This window comes from Jatrophihabitans sp. sgz311053 (assembly GCF_056135305.1).
In genome coordinates, this window is the sequence record NZ_JBWAXP010000001.1 from 1,001,245 (window position 1) to 1,017,039 (window position 15,795).

Below are 15,795 nucleotides of genomic sequence, written 5' to 3' on the forward strand. Positions count from 1 at the left end.
ATTGCAGCGTATGAGATGTGTCGGGGCCGGCGCCGCTCGGCAGGGATACGGTCACATCATGGTCTCGCCCTTGGCCCGCCTCTCCGAACTCGGTATCGAGCTGCCGGGTGTCGTCCCGCCGCTGGCGTCGTACGTGCCCGCCCGGCGCAGCGGCACCCTCGTCTTCACCGCCGGTCAGCTGCCGATGGTCGACGGGGTGCTGCCGGCCACCGGCAAGGTCGGTGCCGGGGTGGACCCGGCGGTCGCGACGGGGCTGGCCCGCGTCGCCGCGCTGAACGGATTGGCGGCGATCCACGAGCTGGTCGGCCTCGACAGCGTCGCCGGCGTCGTCAAGGTCGTCGGCTACGTCGCCTCGGCGCCGGACTTCACCGGCCACCCCGCCGTGGTGAACGGGGCGAGCGAGCTGCTCGGCGAGGTCTTCGGCGACAAGCACGCGCGCTCCGCGGTGGGCGTCGTCGCGCTGCCGCTGGACGCCCCCGTCGAGATCGAGCTGATCGTCGAGCTGAACCCGTGAGCGAGACCGACGACGTCCCGGTCCGCGACGCGGCGACCGTCGTCCTGCTGCGCGATGGCGAGCAGGGTCTGGAGACCTGGCTGCTGACCCGGGTGCACCAGCTGCAGTTCGCGGCGGGGATGAGCGTCTTCCCCGGCGGCCGGGTCGACGTCGGCGACGCCGACCTCCCGACGACCGGCGCCCTCCCCGACGGGGCCGCGCGGCTCGCCGACGACCCGGCGACGGTGCGGGCGCTGCTCGGCGCGGCGGTCCGCGAGACCTTCGAGGAGACCGGGGTGCTGCTCACCTCGCCACCGGCGGAGCTGCCGGACCTCGTCGCTGACGTCGAGGCCGGGCGGGCCGCATTCGGCGACGTCCTGCGTGAGCACGGGCTGACGCTCGACGCGGCTGCGTTGCGACCCTGGTCGCGCTGGGTCACCCCGCGTGGCGAGGTCCGCCGCTACGACACCCGCTTCTTCGTCGCCGCGCTGCCCGCCGGGGCGACGGCGCGCGACCTCACCAGCGAGTCCAGCCGCGCCGACTGGGTGCCGGTGGCCGAGGCGCTGGAGCGGGGGGAGCGGCAGCTGCTGCCGCCCACCGCGCTGACCCTGGCCTCGCTGCTGGAGTCGACCACCGTCGCCGAGGTCCTGGCCGCGGCGGCGGGACGATCGCTCGAACCGGTCCGGCCCACCCTGGAGGTCGGCGACGACGGTTCGGTCACCGTCGAGCTCCCGGAGGGCCGGCGCATCCTGCTACGGCCGGGGCGCTCGTGAGCAGCCACCCCGCCTACGGCGAACTCAGGCAGGTGCTGCCGCAGGCACGCGTGCTGCTGCAGCGCAACCCCGGCGTGATGACCCTGGACGGCACCAACACCTGGCTGCTCGGCTCGCCGGAGGCCCCGATCATCGTGGATCCGGGGCAGTCGTCCCACGACGGCGAGCCGCTGGCCGACGGCCACCTCGACCGGCTGCTGGCGGCAGCGCCGCACCCGTCGCTGGTCCTGCTGACCCACCGGCACCACGACCACACCGAGCTCGCGGCCGCGGTGCACGAACACACCGGCGCATCGGTGCGCGGCTTCGACCCCGAGCACTGCCGCGACGCCGAGCCGCTGAGCGACGGTGAGGTGATCGCGCTGGGGGACGTCCGGCTCGAGGTTCTCGCCGCCCCCGGCCACACCTCCGATTCCGCGGCCTTCGTCCTGGACGAGGCGGCGGTCCTCACCGGTGACACCATCCTCGGCCGCGGGACCACCGTCGTCGCCCACCCGGACGGCGACCTGCGGCGCTACCTGGCCTCACTGGACCGGTTGCGGAGCTGTGGTGACTTGATGGCATTTCCGGGTCACGGCCCCGAACTGCCCTCGGTGGCGCAGGCGGCGGCCTTCTACCTGGAGCACCGGGCGCAGCGCCTGGACCAGGTCCGCGCCGCCCTGCACCAGCTCGGCGCGGCGGCGACGGCGCGACAGGTCGTCGAGGCCGTCTACGCCGACATCGACCCGGCCCTCTGGCCGGCGGCCGAGCTCAGCGTCGACGCGCAGCTGGCCTACCTGCGCAGCTGACCAACGCACGCTCACGGGCGTCGACAGCGCTGATCCGTCGGAGCCTGTGAGGAGTCGAACGCTCCGCGGTGCTCAGGATCGCGGGCGGCCAGCCGATGAGTTCTCAGTAACCGAGACGCCGCACCCGCGGCGTCGACTGAGGAGTCGTCATGCCCCATGCAGCGTCGGACGAGCGCCGCCACCGCGCGCCGCGCGCATCGGGGTGCAACGGCTGCTCCTGCACAAGCGTCACCAGCCCCACGGGCAATCGGGTGTTGTTGGCCACCGGGATCGGCCACATCGTGGGAGAGCTGCGGACCCTGCTCAGGCACGGCGGCGCCTCGGTCACCCAGCTCGTGCCGGGGTTGCTCGAGGTCTGCGCGGACGATCCGGCTGCCGTCCTCGCCGGCGTGCAGCGCGCGATGTCGAGCGTCGAGACCGCCGAGATCCGGGCGCTGGTCGTTACCGACGACGACCCCGACGCGCTGCTGCTGGCCGCACTCACCGCGCCCACGCTGGCGCAGTACGGCGCGCGCGCCGAGCACGCCGACCTGGTGCCGTTGTTCGGCGACGAACTGAACGCGTTCCATTCGGTCTACCAGCCGATCGTCTCGTTGCAGGCGGGTGCCGGCGATGCGGTCATCGGTTACGAGGCGCTCTTGCGCGCCACGTCGCCCAGCGGGCCGGTGATGCCCGACCAGCTCTTCCACGCCGCGGCCCGAGCCGGGTGGCTGCCCGTCCTGGATCGGATCGGCCGGACCACGGCGCTGCGCTGCGCGGCGGAGTGGCTCGCGGACGAACTGCTCTTCATCAACTTCGTGCCGAGCGCGATCTACCGTCCCGACGTCTGCCTGCGCACGACCGAACAGGCCGCGATCGAGGCGGGACTCGACCTGCGCCACATCGTCTTCGAGGTGACCGAGAGCGAGCAGATCGTCGACATCGACCACCTGGCGCGAGTCTTCGACTACTACCGCGAACGCGGGTGCCAGGTGGCCCTGGACGATCTCGGATCAGGGTTCAGTTCGCTGAACAAACTGGTGCGGCTCCGGCCTGACGTGGTCAAGCTGGACAAGGAACTCGTCCAGGCGCTGCCGGATGCCGTCAGCCGAGCGGTCATCGAAGCGATCGTGAGCATGACGCACAGCTACGGCGGACGGGTACTGGCCGAATGTGTCGAGACCCGCGACCAGGTCGAGGCAGCCAGAGAACTGGGTGTCGACCTGGCCCAGGGCTGGTTCTTCGGCCGGCCGGAGGCGCGTCCGGCCGGGCTCGGTGACCTCGCAGTCGCCTGACCCGGCCGTCGCCCGACCTGGCTCGGACATCGACCGAACGGTCTGACGACCGCACCGGTTGCTGCAGCAGAGCGGCCGGGGCGCTACCGCGCGCGGCGGGCCAGCCGCTCGCGGTCCAGGATGACGACGCTCTTGCCTTCCAGGCGCAGCCAGCCGCGGGAGGCGAAGTCGGCTAGGGCCTTGTTCACCGTCTCGCGGGAGGCGCCGACGAGCTGGGCCAGCTCCTCCTGCGTGAGGTCGTGGGTGACCCGCAGCTGGCCGCCGTCGATGGAGCCGAAGCGCTGCGCGAGCTGCAGCAGCTGCTTGGCGACGCGACCGGGGACGTCGACGAAGATCAGGTCGGCGAGCATGGTGTTGGTCCGCCGCAGCCGACGGGCGACGACCCGCAGCAGCTGCATGGCGATCTGCGGCCGATCGGTCGCCCACTTCTGCAGGGCGGACTTCGGCAGCCGCGCCAGCCGGGCGTCGGTGACGACGGTGGCGGTCGCGGTGCGGGGACCCGGGTCGAAGAGCGAGAGCTCGCCGAACTGGTCGGAGGGTCCGTAGATGGCGACGAGGTTCTCCCGCCCGTCGGGTGAACGGCGCCCCAGCTTCACCTTGCCGCTGAGCACGATGTACAGGCTGTCGCCCGGCTCGCCCTCGTTGAAGAGCACCTGGCCACGGCCGGCCTCGATGATCTCGAACTCACCCGACAGGGCCTCGACGTCGTCGGGGTCGACCCCCTGGAACAGCCCGGCCCGGCGCAGAATCTCGTCCACAAACGCTCCTCGAACGGCCCGCATCACCTCGGCGGGGATGCGAACCACGTCACAGTCGGGGGAAGTCTAGGGCACGCCACAGGATTCGCTGCGCCGAAGGGCTCCGGCGGGGGCTAATCCGAGGCCTTGCGCCAGCCGCGACGCAGCCGGCCGAGGCCCAGCCGGGTCCGGAACCGGGACAGCGCCGAGTCGGTGCCCTCGCGGACGAAGGTGTCGAGCTCCTCGGGGCTGGCGTCGTCCAGGAACTGCTCGATCTGCCGCTCGACGGCCACCGAGCTCAGCGGCTCCTCGACGCGCTGCATCAGCAGCGTGAAGCCGAGCAGCAGGAACGGGAAGAGGAGCAGCGCGAAACCGATCATGGTGCCGGTGATTCTGCCACCCTGCCGCGGTCTCGTCCCGCCACGACATGTCAGCGGCCGGCCGTAGTCTCGGAGCCGTGCCTGCCATGCCTGACGAGACGCCGCTGGCCCTCACTCGCCGTGCGCGCCGCATCAACCGTGAGCTCGCCGACGTGTACCCGACGGCGCACTGCGAACTGGACTTCACCACCCCGCTCGAGCTCTCGGTCGCGACGATCCTGTCGGCGCAGTGCACCGACAAGCGCGTCAACGAGGTGACGCCGGCGCTCTTCCGGCGGTACCCGACCGCCGCCGCCTACGCGGCCGCCGACCGGGACGAGGTCGAGGCGCTCGTCAAGCCCACCGGCTTCTACCGCAACAAGACGACCTCGATCATCAATCTCGGACAGCAGCTGGTCGAACGCTTCGACGGCGAGGTGCCGCGGACGCTGGCCGAGCTCGTCACCCTGCCCGGCTTCGGCCGCAAGACCGCCAACGTCGTGCTCGGCAACGCCTTCGACGTGCCGGGCCTGACCGTGGACACCCACTTCGGGCGGCTGGTCCGTCGCTGGGGGTGGACCGACGAGACCGACCCGGTCAAGGTCGAGGCCGTCGTCGCCGAGCTGATCCCCAAGAAGGAATGGACCATCTTCAGCCACCGCGCCATCTGGCACGGTCGCCGGATCTGCCACTCCCGCAAGCCGGCGTGCGGGGCCTGCCCCATCGCCCGGCTCTGCCCGTCCTACGGCGAGGGGCCGACCGACGCCGAGACGGCCGCGAAGCTCGTCAAGTCCGAGGCGCAGATGGTCGCCGGGAAGTGACAGCCCAGCCTCCCGTTCACCTCCCGGAGTGGCTGCGGACGCTCGACGACGCGGCGGCGCGGTTGCAGGGCACCGATCTCTCCCGGTTCCTGCCCCCCGACGACGGCTCGGGACGACCGTCGGCCGTCCTCATCGCCTTGGCCGACACTGACCGGGGTCCCTCGGTGCTGCTGCTGGAGCGGGCCGCGGATCTTCGCCAGCACGCCGGGCAGACGGCCTTCCCCGGTGGTTCGCTGGATCCCGAGGACGACGGTCCGGCCGCGGCTGCGCTGCGCGAGGCGCAGGAGGAGGTCGGCCTCGACCCGGCCTCGGCCGTCGTGCTGCACGAGCTGCCCTCGGTCTTCATCCCCGTCACCCGGTTCGTGGTGACGCCCGTGCTGGCGTGGTGGCGTGAGCCGCATCCGGTGGCGGCCGTGGATCCGGTCGAGACGGCCCGGGCCGGGCTGGTCCCGCTCGCCGAGCTGGCCGAGCCGGCACATCGCTTCACCGTCTCGCACCCGTCGGGGTTCGTCGGCCCCGGTTTCGAGGTGGACGGCTTCTTCGTGTGGGGCTTCACGGCCGGGCTGCTGGACCGGTTGCTCGTCTTCGGCGGCTGGGATCGGCCCTGGGACCGTTCCATGCGGCGCGAGCTGCCACCGTCGGTGATCGGACGGTGAGAAGCGGTCCGGCCCCCTCAGCCGGGCGCAGGTACGGTCGGGGCATGGGTGTGCGGCTGGGTCGACTCGTGGGCGGGGGCGCGGCCCTGGTCCTCCTCCTCGCCGGCTGCAGCAACACCCAGGCGCCGGCGGCCAGCGGACCGCACAGCGGCACCGAGACGGCGAGCTCCGCCGACGGCGTGCAGACGGTGACCCTCACGACCGGCAACGACTACCGGTTCCACCCGTCCACGATCGTGGTGAAGCCGGGCCGGGTGAAGATCATCCTCAAGAACACCGCCAGGTCCGGCGCGCCCCACAACCTGCAGGTCACCGACTTCCCCGCCGACTTCGTCCCCCTGGCCGGCGCCCGGCAGACCACCACGGCCACCTTCACCGCACCCGCGCCCGGCCGGTATCGATTCGTCTGCACGATCCACGTGCGGCAGGGTCAGACCGGCACCCTGATCGTCCAGGGCTGAGTCGAGGGGCAACGGGGTCGTGAACTGGCTGGACCTCATCATCATCCTGGCCGCGATCGGCTACGGCATCAGCGGTTTCCGCAGTGGTGCGCTGGTCGGCGCCTTCTCCCTGGTCGGCTTCTTCGGCGGCGCCGCGATCGGCGCCCAGCTGGCTCGCCCGCTCGGATCACGGCTCGCCGACGGGCGGGCGCAGATCCCGATCGCCATCGTCTGCGTGCTGCTGCTGGCCATGCTCGGCCAGCTGCTCGGTGTCTTCATCGCCGGCTACCTGCGGCAGCGGTTCATCCGGGCGCGCGGCCGACCGTGGGACTCCGCGCTCGGCGCGGTCCTCGGGGTCCTGGCCGTCCTGCTGGTGTCGTGGATGGTGGCGCTGCCGCTGGCCGTCTCGGCCTATCCGGCACTGGCCTCGCAGGCCAGCCAGTCCCGCATCGTCCGCGGCGTCAACGACGTCGTCCCCGACCCGGTCCGCGGCCTGTACGCCTCGCTGCGCAACTTCTTCAACCAGAGCGGCTTCCCGCCGGTCCTCGGCGATCTGCCCTCGACCTCCGTCGTTCCCGTCGCGCCGCCGCCGGCCGATCTGCCCGCCGAGGTCGCCACTCGCGTCGCGGAGTCACGACAGTCGATCGTCAAGGTCTACGGCCAGGCACCGAGCTGCGGCCGGGGTATCGAGGGGTCGGGCTTCGTCTACGCCCGCAACCGGGTGCTCACCAACGCGCACGTCGTCGCCGGGACCAGCTCGGTGCAGGTAATCCGCTCCAGCAACGGCGCCTCGGTCAAGGCGCGGGTCGTGGTCTTCGACCCCGATCGGGACATCGCCGTGCTCGCCGTGCCCGGCCTGGACGTCCCCGCGTTGCGGTTCGCCTCGAAGCCGGCGGCGCAGGGCACGCCCGCCGTGGTGGTCGGCTATCCCCAGGACGGTCCGTACACGGTGCGCTCGGCGCGCGTGCGGACGCAGACGACGGTCCGCGGCTCGAACATCTACGGCAACGGCGACGTGCAGCGCGAGATCTACTCGGTGCGCGCCATCGTGCGCAGCGGGAACTCGGGTGGGCCGATGCTGGACTACAACGGCAACGTCCTCGGCATGGTCTTCGCCACCGCGCTTGACTCGCGCGACACCGGCTTCGTCCTCACCGACAACGAGGTGCGCGGCCGGGCCGATCAGGGGCGCACCGCCCGGCAGGCCGTCAGCACCGGGGCCTGCACGCCGGAGTAGGGCGTGTCTGACACTCCCGTGCTCGGCTGCGCGGGGCCCGGGCACGCACGCTGCGGCGTTGTCGTCGTCGGCCGTAGCAGGCTACGACCGTCCTCCTCCGCCTTGCATCGCGCGCACCCGACCGCCGCTCGCGACGAGCGAGAACTGTCAGACACGCCCTCGGGCTCAGTGGGTCTTGGCCCAGCGGATCAGCTCGCCGCTGATCAGCTCCGGCGCCTCGTCGTGCGGGAAGTGCCCGACCCCGTCGAGGACTCGCCACTCGTACTCGCCCGAGACGTACTGCCCCGATCCCTGCGCGGTGGCCGGTAGCACGCAGGTGTCCAGCGCGCCGTGCAGGTGCAGCACGGGCGCGGTGATCGGCGTCCGCATCGTCTCGGCGTAGGCCCGGCCGTCCGCTCGCAGCAGCGAGCGTGCCGTCCACCGGAAGTGCTCGGCGGCGCAGAAGGAGACCGGATGGATGCGCATGGCCTGCGCATAGCGCTCGACCTCGGCGACGTAGCCGGAGCTGCGCTGCCACTGCGGCCCGGACCACCGGTCGTAGAGGCTGCGCACCCACGCCGAGTCCCGCGACAGCAGGTGCTCGGGACGCCGCGGCACCTGGAAGGTCCGTAGCGCATAGGCCGAGGCGTGGCGCTGGGCCTTGCCGGCGCCGGGCTTGAGCGCGGCCCGCATCCGCAGCGGGTGCGCCGCGCCGAGGACCACCGCGCTGCGGACCACGCGCGGATGGGCGGCGGCCATGGTCCAGACGAAGCCGCCGCCGATGTCGTGGCCGACGACCATGGCGTCGGCTTCGCCGAGCGAGCTCACCAGCGCGGCGAGGTCCGCGGCGAGGGTGGCGGAGTCGTAACCGCGGGGCGGCTTGTCACTGGCCCCGTAGCCGCGCAGGTCGACGGCCACCGCCCGGTAGCCGGCATCGGCGAGGTCGACGAGTTGCCGGCGCCACCCCCACCAGAACTGCGGGAAGCCGTGGACGAGCAGCACCAGTGGTCCGGTGCCGAGCTCGGCGACGTGCATGGCGATGCCGTTGCCACGGACGACGCGGTGCGTCCACGGCCCCTCGACGAGGACGACCGAGCTGTCCGGCGCGCCGGGCAGCGGTCCGTATCCCATGGCGCGACCCGCTACCCGCGCGACTTCTTGAGGTAGTCGACGGTCTCCTTGGTCGTATCGATCGTCTGCTTCGGCGCCTTCACGCGCTTGACCTTCTTGATGCCGACGACGACGAAGGCCGCCGCGAGCAGCACCAGGAAGGCGAAGACGATGAGGAAGGACAGCCAGCGGTAGATGCCGAGCGCGGCCAACCCCTCGGCGAGGGCGAAGAAGCCGAAGGTCAGCGAGAAGACCAGCACCACCGCGGCCGCGGCGAAGAGGCCGACGCCGGTGCCGGCGTTCTTGACCGACGAGCGCAGCTCCAGCTTCGCCAGCGCGATCTCGCTCTGGATGAGGGTCGAGACCGCCGTCGAGGCGGTCGAGACGAGGTCGCCGATGCTCGGCTCGGCCGGTTCGGCGCCGCCGGCGGCGGCGTGCTTGCCGGCGCCGGCCGTCGCGGCGGCGGGCGGGGTAGCGGGCTGCGGGGTCACCGTCACGCTGGGTCGTCTCCTCATGCTGCTACTGCGGATGACCGTGCGATCCGGTCGGACCCATCGTGTCAGACGTCCGTCCCTGCGCGCCGTGTCGCGGCCGGATGCCCACTGTCGACGACTTTTAACGCTTACGTCCCATTTTCCTCGTTCATCCCTTACTGTTCTCTCAGCGTCACCCACCGGTGACCGTTCGCGAAGGAGAGCACGTGAGACGAAACCGCACTGTTGTCACCGCAGTCGGCGCCGCCACCGCGGCACTGGCTGCGTCCGTCCTGGCCGGCGTCACCCCCGCCGCAGCCGCCCCCGTCACCGGCGTGAGCCGGGCCGCGCTGATCGGCGACGCCCGCGCCGACGCCGCGAGCGTCGCCGGCTCGCTGGGGCTCGCCTCCGGCGAGAAGCTGGTGGTCCGGGACGCGATCCGGGACGCCAACGGCACCGAGCACATCCGCTATGACCGCACCTTCGACGGGCTGCGCGTCCTGGGTGGCGACCTCGTCGTCCACCGCACCGCGAAGGGCGCGACGCAGGTGTCGCGGACCGGGCCGAAGTCCGTCGCGCTCGCCTCGGTGACGCCGACCCTCTCGCGGACCGCCGCGCGCGCCAAGGCCGACGGCGTCCGGCCGAGCCTGGCCGGCGCGCAGTCCGCGCCGGGTGAGCTGGTCGTCTACGCCGGCGGCGCCAAGCCCCGTCTCGCCTACGACGTCGTGACGCGCGGGACCCGCGCCGACCAGACGCCGTCGGTGCTGCACACCGTCGTGGACGCCAAGAGCGGCAAGACCCTCACCTCGTGGGACGAGGTCAAGAACGGGTCGGGCACCGGCATCTTCGTCGGCCAGGTCAGCATCGGCACCACCAAGGGCACGAGCAGCTACTCGCTGCGCGACACCCACGGCAACTACACGACGGATCTGAAGAACCGCACCTCCGGCACCGGCACCACCTTCACCGACGCCGACGACGTCTGGGGCAACGGCAGCAACAGCGACCGCGCCTCGGCCGGCGTCGACGCCCACTACGGCGCCGAGAAGACCTACGACTACTACAACTCCGTCCTCGGCCGCGCCGGCATCTGGAACGACGGCACCGGCGCCCGCTCGCGGGTGCACTACGGCAACAACTACGTCAACGCCTTCTGGGACGGCACGCAGATGACCTACGGCGACGGCGCGAACAACAGTGCGCCGCTGGTCGAGCTGGACGTCGCCGGTCACGAGATGAGCCACGGCGTCACCGAGAACACCGCGAACCTCAACTACAGCGGTGACGCCGGCGGCCTCAACGAGGCGACCTCGGACATCTTCGGCACGGCCGTGGAGTTCTACGCCAACAACGCGAGCGACGTGCCGGACTACCTCATCGGCGAGGAGATCAACATCAACGGCAACGGCACGCCGCTGCGCTATATGGACAAGCCGAGCAAGGACGGCTCGTCGCAGGACTGCTGGACCACCGGCACGAAGAACCTCGACCCGCACTACTCGTCGGGTCCGCTGAACCACTGGTACTTCCTGGCCTCGGTCGGCTCGGGCGCCCGGACGGTCAACGGCGTCTCGTACAACAGCCCGACCTGCAACGGCGCCAGCATCACCGGCACCGGACACCTCACCGTCGAGAAGATCTGGTATCGGGCGCTGTCGGTCTACCTCACCTCGGGCAGCACCTACCTCACCGCCCGTGACGCGGCGATTCAGTCGGCCAAGGACCTCTACGGCGCCGGCAGCTCGCAGTGCCAGACCGTCGCGGCCGCCTTCAGCGCGATTGCGGTGCCGCAGCAGAGCAAGACCTGCTGATCATGGTCGGACGTCGCGTTCTCGCGGCGACCACCGCGGTGCTGGCCGGCGCGATCGTCGTCGCGTCGGCCGCACCGGCGGTCGCCCGTCCCGCCTCCGCTCCCGCGGCTGCCCGCCAGGCTGCGGCGCCGGCGGCGGGCACGCTGGAATCCACCATCGCGCTGAAGAACTGCTCGGCGTCGCTGGTCCGGTACCCCTCCTCGCAGAGCTCCGACCGAGCGCTGATGCTCACCAACGGTCACTGCTACGAGGGCGGCTTCCCGGCGGCGGGTGAGGTGCTGCAGAACCGCAGCAGCAGCCGCACCGGCACCCTGCTCACCGCCTCCGGGGCGAGCAGCGGCACCGTCCGGGCCGATCGGCTGCTCTACGCCACCATGACCGGAACCGATGTGGCGCTGTACCGGCTCACCGAGACCTACGCCGCCCTCGCCTCGCGCACCGGCCGCACTCCGCTGACGCTGGCGGCGAGCGCGCCGGCGGCGGGGACATCGCTCGCGGTCGAGTCCGGCTACTGGAAGCGGGTCTGGACCTGCGCGGCCGAGACGACGGTCGCCACGGTCCGGGAAGGGCAGTGGACCTGGCACGACTCGGTCCGCCACACCCGGCCGGGCTGCGAGATCATCGGCGGCAGCTCCGGTTCGCCGGTGGTCGACACCGCCACCGGGAAGGTCGTCGCCGTCAACAACACCATCAACGAGGACGGCGAGTCCTGCACCGTGAACAACCCGTGCGAGGTCAACTCCTCGGGTGGCACCACGGCGACGCAGGGCTACGGCTACGCGCAGCAGACCTACTGGTTCACCACGTGCCTGACCTCGTCGCGCACGCTGGACCTGTCGGTCAGCGGCTGTCGCTTGACCAAGCCGCAGTAGGACGGGACGGCGGTCACAGGCACCGGGCTCTATAGCCTGCTGCCTGTGACCGCCGATCCGCTCGCCCCCCTGCTCGACCTGCCCGGCGTCGCCGACGGCGTCGGCCGGGCGCGGACCGCGGTGGACGCGCTGCTGGGCAACCGCATGCTGCGCCGCCGCTCTGCCGACGTCTCGTCGGAGTCGTCGCTGCGCGGCGCGTGGGCCTCGGCGGTGCTCTCGGGTTCCGAGGTGAGCCTGGACGAGGTCCGCAGCGGTACTGCGACGGCGGACCCGCTGGTCCAGGGCGCGCTGCGGGCGCAAGCGGGGCTGGCCTCGCTCACCGACACCTGGTCGCACGCGCCGCGGCAGGCGCTGGCGCGGCTGCACGTCCTGGCTGCGGCCGACCTGGTGGAGGACACCGAGGCGCTGGGACGCCCCGCCGCCGGAGCCGCCGAGCGGCTCGACATCCTCGCCGCCGTCCTGGCCGAGACGACCGTCCCGGCGGTGGTGGTGGCCGGCATCGTCCACGGCGAGGTGCTCTCGCTGGACGCCTTCGCCCCCACGTCGGGCATCGTCGCCCGCACCGCGGTGCGGCTCACCCTCATCGAGCGCGGGCTGGACCCCAAGTCGCTGGTCGCCCTCGAGGCGGGCCACTTGGAGTTGCGTGCCGACTACGAGGCAGCCCTGGCGGCCTACCGGACCGGGATGCGGGAGGGGATCGGGCAGTGGCTGGTCCACTGTGCCGACGCCGTCGCGGCGGGGGCGCTGGAGACGACGGCGATCTGCCAGGCGCTGGCCCGCGGCTGACACAGGACGACGGCGTCGTCCGGTCGCGGGCGACGCCGTCGTCGCACGGACGGGACGGGTTACCAAGCGTGCCCTGTGCGGAAGCGTCAGACGCGGTCCGCTCTCGCAGATCCGCGCCGACTCACCTGTGCGTGGTGGGATCGCCGCGTGGGTGCCCGTTCGTCCGTGCCGGACGGATCCCGGCGGGTGCGTCACCGCTCTCGTCGTGCTCCGTTCCTTGCCTGATAGTGGACACCTGTGTGACGGCGGACACAACCCCTCCTCGGCGTGTCCGCGACCGCGCTTCGCGGGTGCACAGCCGGCTGGCCGTCAGGCGCGGGCGCGGCGTCGCGCGAGGTACCACGCCAGGCCGGCCGCGCTGATGCCGGCGCCCATCACCCCGGCCGAGATGACGGGGTGCTCGGGCTTCAGCCCGGAGATGCGCTCGCGCAGCGGGACGGCGTTGCTGAAGGTGAGAACGGGCCAGTCGCGCTCGAGGGCGATCTTGCGCAGTGCCCGGTCGGCGTTCACCGCGTAGGGGTGGCCGACGGCCTCGAGCATCGGGAGGTCGGTGGCCGAGTCGGAGTAGGCGTAGCAGTGCTCGAGGTCGTAGCCGCGTTCGGCGGCGAGCTCACGGATCGCGACGGCCTTCTCCGGGCCGTAGGTGTAGCGGCTGATCTCGCCGGTGTAGCGGCCCTCTTCGACGACCATCTGGGTGGCGACCACGTGGTCGGCGCCGAGCATGGCGCCGATCGGGGTCACGACCTCCTCGCCGGAGGTGCTGACGATGACGACGTCGCGGCCGGCAGTCTGGTGCAGGCCGATGAGGTCGACGGCCTCGTTGTAGACGATCGGGTCGATGATCTCGTGCAGCGTCTCGGCGACGATCTCGCGCACCTGCGCCACATCCCACCCGGTGCACATGCTCGTCAGGTAGGCGCGCATGCGCTCGATCTGGTCGGAGTCGGCACCGGCCAGGGCGAAGACGAACTGCGCGTAGGCGCTGCGGAGCACGGCTCGCCGGTTGATCAGGCCGCCCTGATAGAAGGGCTTGCCGAAGGCGAGGACGCTGGATTTGGCGATGATCGTCTTGTCCAGGTCGAAGAACGCCGCTGTCGGACGACTGTCGGGCGCCGCGGTCACGGCTCCGAGGATACGGACAGCGGGTCTGGCGGTCGCGGGTCTGGCGGTCGCGGGTCTGGCGGTCGCGGGTCTGGCCGCGGGTGTGGCGGCGGTGGTCCGAGCCGTGTCAAGCCGGTCGTCCACAGTCGGGCGTGTCGTCCACAGGCGGGCTCCGGACAGTCCGGCCGGGGCACCCACGGGCCAGGGTCATGGTGTGAGCGCACGAGGCGGCCCGGTGATCGGCGTGATCGGGGGATGCGGCGGTGTCGGGTCGTCCTCGCTCGCCGCTGCCCTCGCCCTCGCGGCCGCGCCGTCGGTGCTGGTCGATCTGCAGCGCTGGAGCGGCGGGGTCGACGTGCTGCTGGGGCTCGAAGCCGCGCCGGGGGCGCGGTGGTCCGGGTTGCGACTCGCCGGTGGCCGGCTCGATCCGGCCGAGCTGCGCTCCGGCCTGCCAGCGATGGACGGCTGCGCGGTGCTGGCAGCTGATTCCGCGGAGGTGGAGCCGGCGGCCGTCGCTCAGGTGATCGGGGCGGCGCGGACCACGGGAGCGGTGGTCGTCGACCTGCCGAGCGCGGATGTCGAGCTGCGCACGGCGTCGCTGGGTCTGCTCGATCTTGTCGTGGTCCTCGTCCGCGCCGACGTCGCCGGCCTGGTCGCCGCCCGTGCCGTTGCCGGGACCGTCGGGGAGGTCCCGGCCGGTGTGGTGGTGCGCCGCGGTGAGATCGGCCCGGCCGAGGCGGCGCGACTGGTGGGGTTGCCGCTGCTCGGGGAGGTGGCCGGCACCGGACGTTCGGTCCCCGACGCGCGCCGACCGACGCGGGCGGTGCTGCGGGTGGCGGCGGGGGTCCTCGCCGGCGTGCCGGCGGCTGCTCCCCGAGGTCAGCGGAACGGGGAGAGCGCGTGATGTCGCGCCCGACGGCCGGGGTGGATCCGGCGCTGGTCGCCCGGGTCCGGGAGCGGGTCGCCTCCGGGCGGGGCGACGTCGCTGCCGCGCTCCGCGCGGAGACCACGCCGGGATCCGGGTCGGTTGTGACCGCGCCGGTCGGCATCGTGGACGACACGGTCTTCGACCGGCTGCGGCGCGACGTCCAGGCCGAGCTGCACGGGGCTGGCCCCCTGGAGTCGCTGCTGGCCCTCCCCGGCGTCACCGATGTGCTGGTCAACGGTCCCGACTCGGTCTGGCTGGACCGTGGACACGGCGTGGAGCCGGCTGCCGTCAGCTTCGCCGACGCGGCGGCGGTCCGGGCGCTGGCGCAGCGTCTCGCGGCGACGGCCGGACGGCGCCTCGACGACGCCATGCCCTTCGTCGACGCGGTGCTGGCCGACGGGACGCGACTGCACGCGATCCTGCCGCCGCTCGTCGCGGCGACGACGATCTCGCTTCGGGTGCTGGCTCGTCGGCGGTTCGGCCTCGGCGATCTCGTCGCTGCCGGGACGCTGCCGCCCGCAGTCGCCGAGACCCTGCGGGAGATCGTCGCCGCCAGGCTCGCCGTCGTGATCGCCGGGGGGACGGGGACGGGAAAGACCACGCTGCTGGGCGCACTGCTCGGTGAGACCGGGCCTGCCGAGCGGCTGGTGCTGGTGGAGGATGCCCCCGAGCTGGTCGTCGATCACCCGCACGTGGTCCGCCTGGTGACGCGCTCGGCAAATGTCGAGGGCGCCGGCGCCATCGGACTGCGTGAGCTGGTGCGGCAGGCGCTGCGGATGCGCCCCGATCGCCTCGTCGTGGGGGAGTTCCGCGGCGCCGAGAGCGTCGACCTGCTCGTGGCCCTCAATACCGGGCACGAGGGCGGAGCCGCCACGCTGCACGCGAACTCCGCAGCCGACGTCCCGGCCCGCTTCGCCGCGCTCGGCGCGTTGGCGGGGCTGCCGGTACCGGCGGTGAGCGCGCTGGTGGCCAGCGCTGTGGATGTCGTCGTGCAGCTGCGTCGGGAACGCGACGGCCGGCGGCGGCTGGTCGAGATCGCGCTGCTCGACCGGGTGGGCGACGAGCTGGTGTCGGCGCCGGCCTGGCGCGCGACAGCCGGTGACGGCCCTGCAGCCGACCGGCTGGAACGCCTGCTGCGCGAGCGGCGGGCCGGGTGA

18 protein-coding genes are annotated in these 15,795 nt (G+C 72.5%); 13 read left to right on the forward strand and 5 right to left on the reverse strand.

Annotated features, from left to right (window positions below; genetic code table 11):
- Positions 1-58: 58 nt before the first annotated feature.
- The 4 genes from AC0NZQ_RS04460 to AC0NZQ_RS04475 all read left to right on the forward strand — a co-directional run bounded on the left by AC0NZQ_RS04460 (position 59) and on the right by AC0NZQ_RS04475 (position 3,328).
- Positions 59-514: a RidA family protein gene (locus AC0NZQ_RS04460; protein ID WP_474528439.1), complete on the forward strand. Its 456-nt coding sequence runs from the start codon at positions 59-61 to the stop codon at positions 512-514.
- Positions 511-1,266 (forward strand): NUDIX hydrolase, encoded by a 756-nt coding sequence (locus AC0NZQ_RS04465; protein ID WP_474528440.1) that lies wholly within the window; start codon positions 511-513, stop codon positions 1,264-1,266. The genes AC0NZQ_RS04460 and AC0NZQ_RS04465 overlap by 4 nt, the downstream gene beginning before the upstream one ends.
- Positions 1,263-2,054 (forward strand): MBL fold metallo-hydrolase, encoded by a 792-nt coding sequence (locus AC0NZQ_RS04470; RefSeq protein ID WP_474528441.1) that lies wholly within the window; start codon positions 1,263-1,265, stop codon positions 2,052-2,054. The genes AC0NZQ_RS04465 and AC0NZQ_RS04470 overlap by 4 nt, the downstream gene beginning before the upstream one ends.
- A gap of 149 nt (positions 2,055-2,203) precedes the next feature.
- Complete coding sequence (locus AC0NZQ_RS04475; RefSeq protein ID WP_474528442.1) at positions 2,204-3,328, forward strand: EAL domain-containing protein; 1,125 nt, start codon at positions 2,204-2,206, stop codon at positions 3,326-3,328.
- An 83-nt stretch (positions 3,329-3,411) separates the two neighbouring features.
- Here AC0NZQ_RS04475 and AC0NZQ_RS04480 read toward each other — a convergent pair whose 3' ends face one another.
- Positions 3,412-4,086 (reverse strand): Crp/Fnr family transcriptional regulator, encoded by a 675-nt coding sequence (locus tag AC0NZQ_RS04480; RefSeq protein ID WP_474528443.1) that lies wholly within the window; start codon positions 4,084-4,086, stop codon positions 3,412-3,414.
- 113 nt (positions 4,087-4,199) lie between these two features.
- On the reverse strand, positions 4,200-4,445 hold the full coding sequence (locus AC0NZQ_RS04485) for a hypothetical protein (RefSeq protein WP_474528444.1): 246 nt from the start codon (positions 4,443-4,445) through the stop codon (positions 4,200-4,202).
- A gap of 47 nt (positions 4,446-4,492) precedes the next feature.
- On the opposite strand from AC0NZQ_RS04485, the gene nth reads away from it, so the two are divergent.
- From nth to AC0NZQ_RS04505, 4 genes are read left to right on the forward strand one after another with little or no spacing between them, the layout of a single operon-like run.
- The gene (gene nth, locus AC0NZQ_RS04490; protein ID WP_474528445.1) at positions 4,493-5,245 is read left to right on the forward strand and encodes an endonuclease III; all 753 of its coding nucleotides are present in this window, start codon (positions 4,493-4,495) and stop codon (positions 5,243-5,245) included.
- Positions 5,242-5,901 (forward strand): NUDIX hydrolase, encoded by a 660-nt coding sequence (locus AC0NZQ_RS04495; protein WP_474528446.1) that lies wholly within the window; start codon positions 5,242-5,244, stop codon positions 5,899-5,901. Before nth ends, AC0NZQ_RS04495 begins: the two co-directional genes overlap by 4 nt.
- 44 nt (positions 5,902-5,945) lie before the next feature.
- Positions 5,946-6,362 carry a cupredoxin domain-containing protein gene (locus AC0NZQ_RS04500; protein WP_474528447.1) on the forward strand — a complete coding sequence of 139 codons (417 nt, stop codon included), beginning with the start codon at positions 5,946-5,948 and terminating at the stop codon, positions 6,360-6,362.
- Between the two features lie 19 nt (positions 6,363-6,381).
- A complete protein-coding gene (locus tag AC0NZQ_RS04505) occupies positions 6,382-7,578 on the forward strand; it encodes a MarP family serine protease (protein ID WP_474528448.1) in 1,197 nt (398 codons plus the stop codon).
- 165 nt (positions 7,579-7,743) lie between these two features.
- Here the strand turns inward: AC0NZQ_RS04505 and AC0NZQ_RS04510 are convergent, their stop codons facing one another.
- Positions 7,744-8,688 carry an alpha/beta fold hydrolase gene (locus AC0NZQ_RS04510; RefSeq protein ID WP_474528449.1) on the reverse strand — a complete coding sequence of 315 codons (945 nt, stop codon included), beginning with the start codon at positions 8,686-8,688 and terminating at the stop codon, positions 7,744-7,746.
- 11 nt (positions 8,689-8,699) lie between these two features.
- A complete protein-coding gene (locus AC0NZQ_RS04515) occupies positions 8,700-9,182 on the reverse strand; it encodes a phage holin family protein (protein WP_474528450.1) in 483 nt (160 codons plus the stop codon).
- A gap of 185 nt (positions 9,183-9,367) precedes the next feature.
- Between AC0NZQ_RS04515 and AC0NZQ_RS04520 the strand changes: the two genes are divergently transcribed.
- From AC0NZQ_RS04520 to AC0NZQ_RS04530, 3 genes are read left to right on the forward strand one after another with little or no spacing between them, the layout of a single operon-like run.
- Entirely contained in the window at positions 9,368-10,951 is a 1,584-nt protein-coding gene (locus AC0NZQ_RS04520; protein ID WP_474528451.1) for a M4 family metallopeptidase, read from the forward strand.
- Between the two features lie 2 nt (positions 10,952-10,953).
- Positions 10,954-11,823 (forward strand): S1 family peptidase, encoded by an 870-nt coding sequence (locus AC0NZQ_RS04525; RefSeq protein WP_474528453.1) that lies wholly within the window; start codon positions 10,954-10,956, stop codon positions 11,821-11,823.
- Positions 11,824-11,868: 45 nt separating this feature from the next.
- Positions 11,869-12,609 carry a Fic family protein gene (locus tag AC0NZQ_RS04530; RefSeq protein WP_474528454.1) on the forward strand — a complete coding sequence of 247 codons (741 nt, stop codon included), beginning with the start codon at positions 11,869-11,871 and terminating at the stop codon, positions 12,607-12,609.
- A 309-nt stretch (positions 12,610-12,918) separates the two neighbouring features.
- Here the strand turns inward: AC0NZQ_RS04530 and AC0NZQ_RS04535 are convergent, their stop codons facing one another.
- Complete coding sequence (locus tag AC0NZQ_RS04535; protein WP_474529419.1) at positions 12,919-13,743, reverse strand: HAD family hydrolase; 825 nt, start codon at positions 13,741-13,743, stop codon at positions 12,919-12,921.
- 181 nt (positions 13,744-13,924) lie between these two features.
- On the opposite strand from AC0NZQ_RS04535, the gene AC0NZQ_RS04540 reads away from it, so the two are divergent.
- Together AC0NZQ_RS04540 and AC0NZQ_RS04545 are read left to right on the forward strand one after the other, a co-directional pair.
- Complete coding sequence (locus tag AC0NZQ_RS04540; RefSeq protein ID WP_474528455.1) at positions 13,925-14,614, forward strand: CpaE-like family protein; 690 nt, start codon at positions 13,925-13,927, stop codon at positions 14,612-14,614.
- The gene (locus AC0NZQ_RS04545) at positions 14,614-15,795 is read left to right on the forward strand and encodes a TadA family conjugal transfer-associated ATPase (RefSeq protein ID WP_474528456.1); all 1,182 of its coding nucleotides are present in this window, start codon (positions 14,614-14,616) and stop codon (positions 15,793-15,795) included. The genes AC0NZQ_RS04540 and AC0NZQ_RS04545 overlap by 1 nt, the downstream gene beginning before the upstream one ends.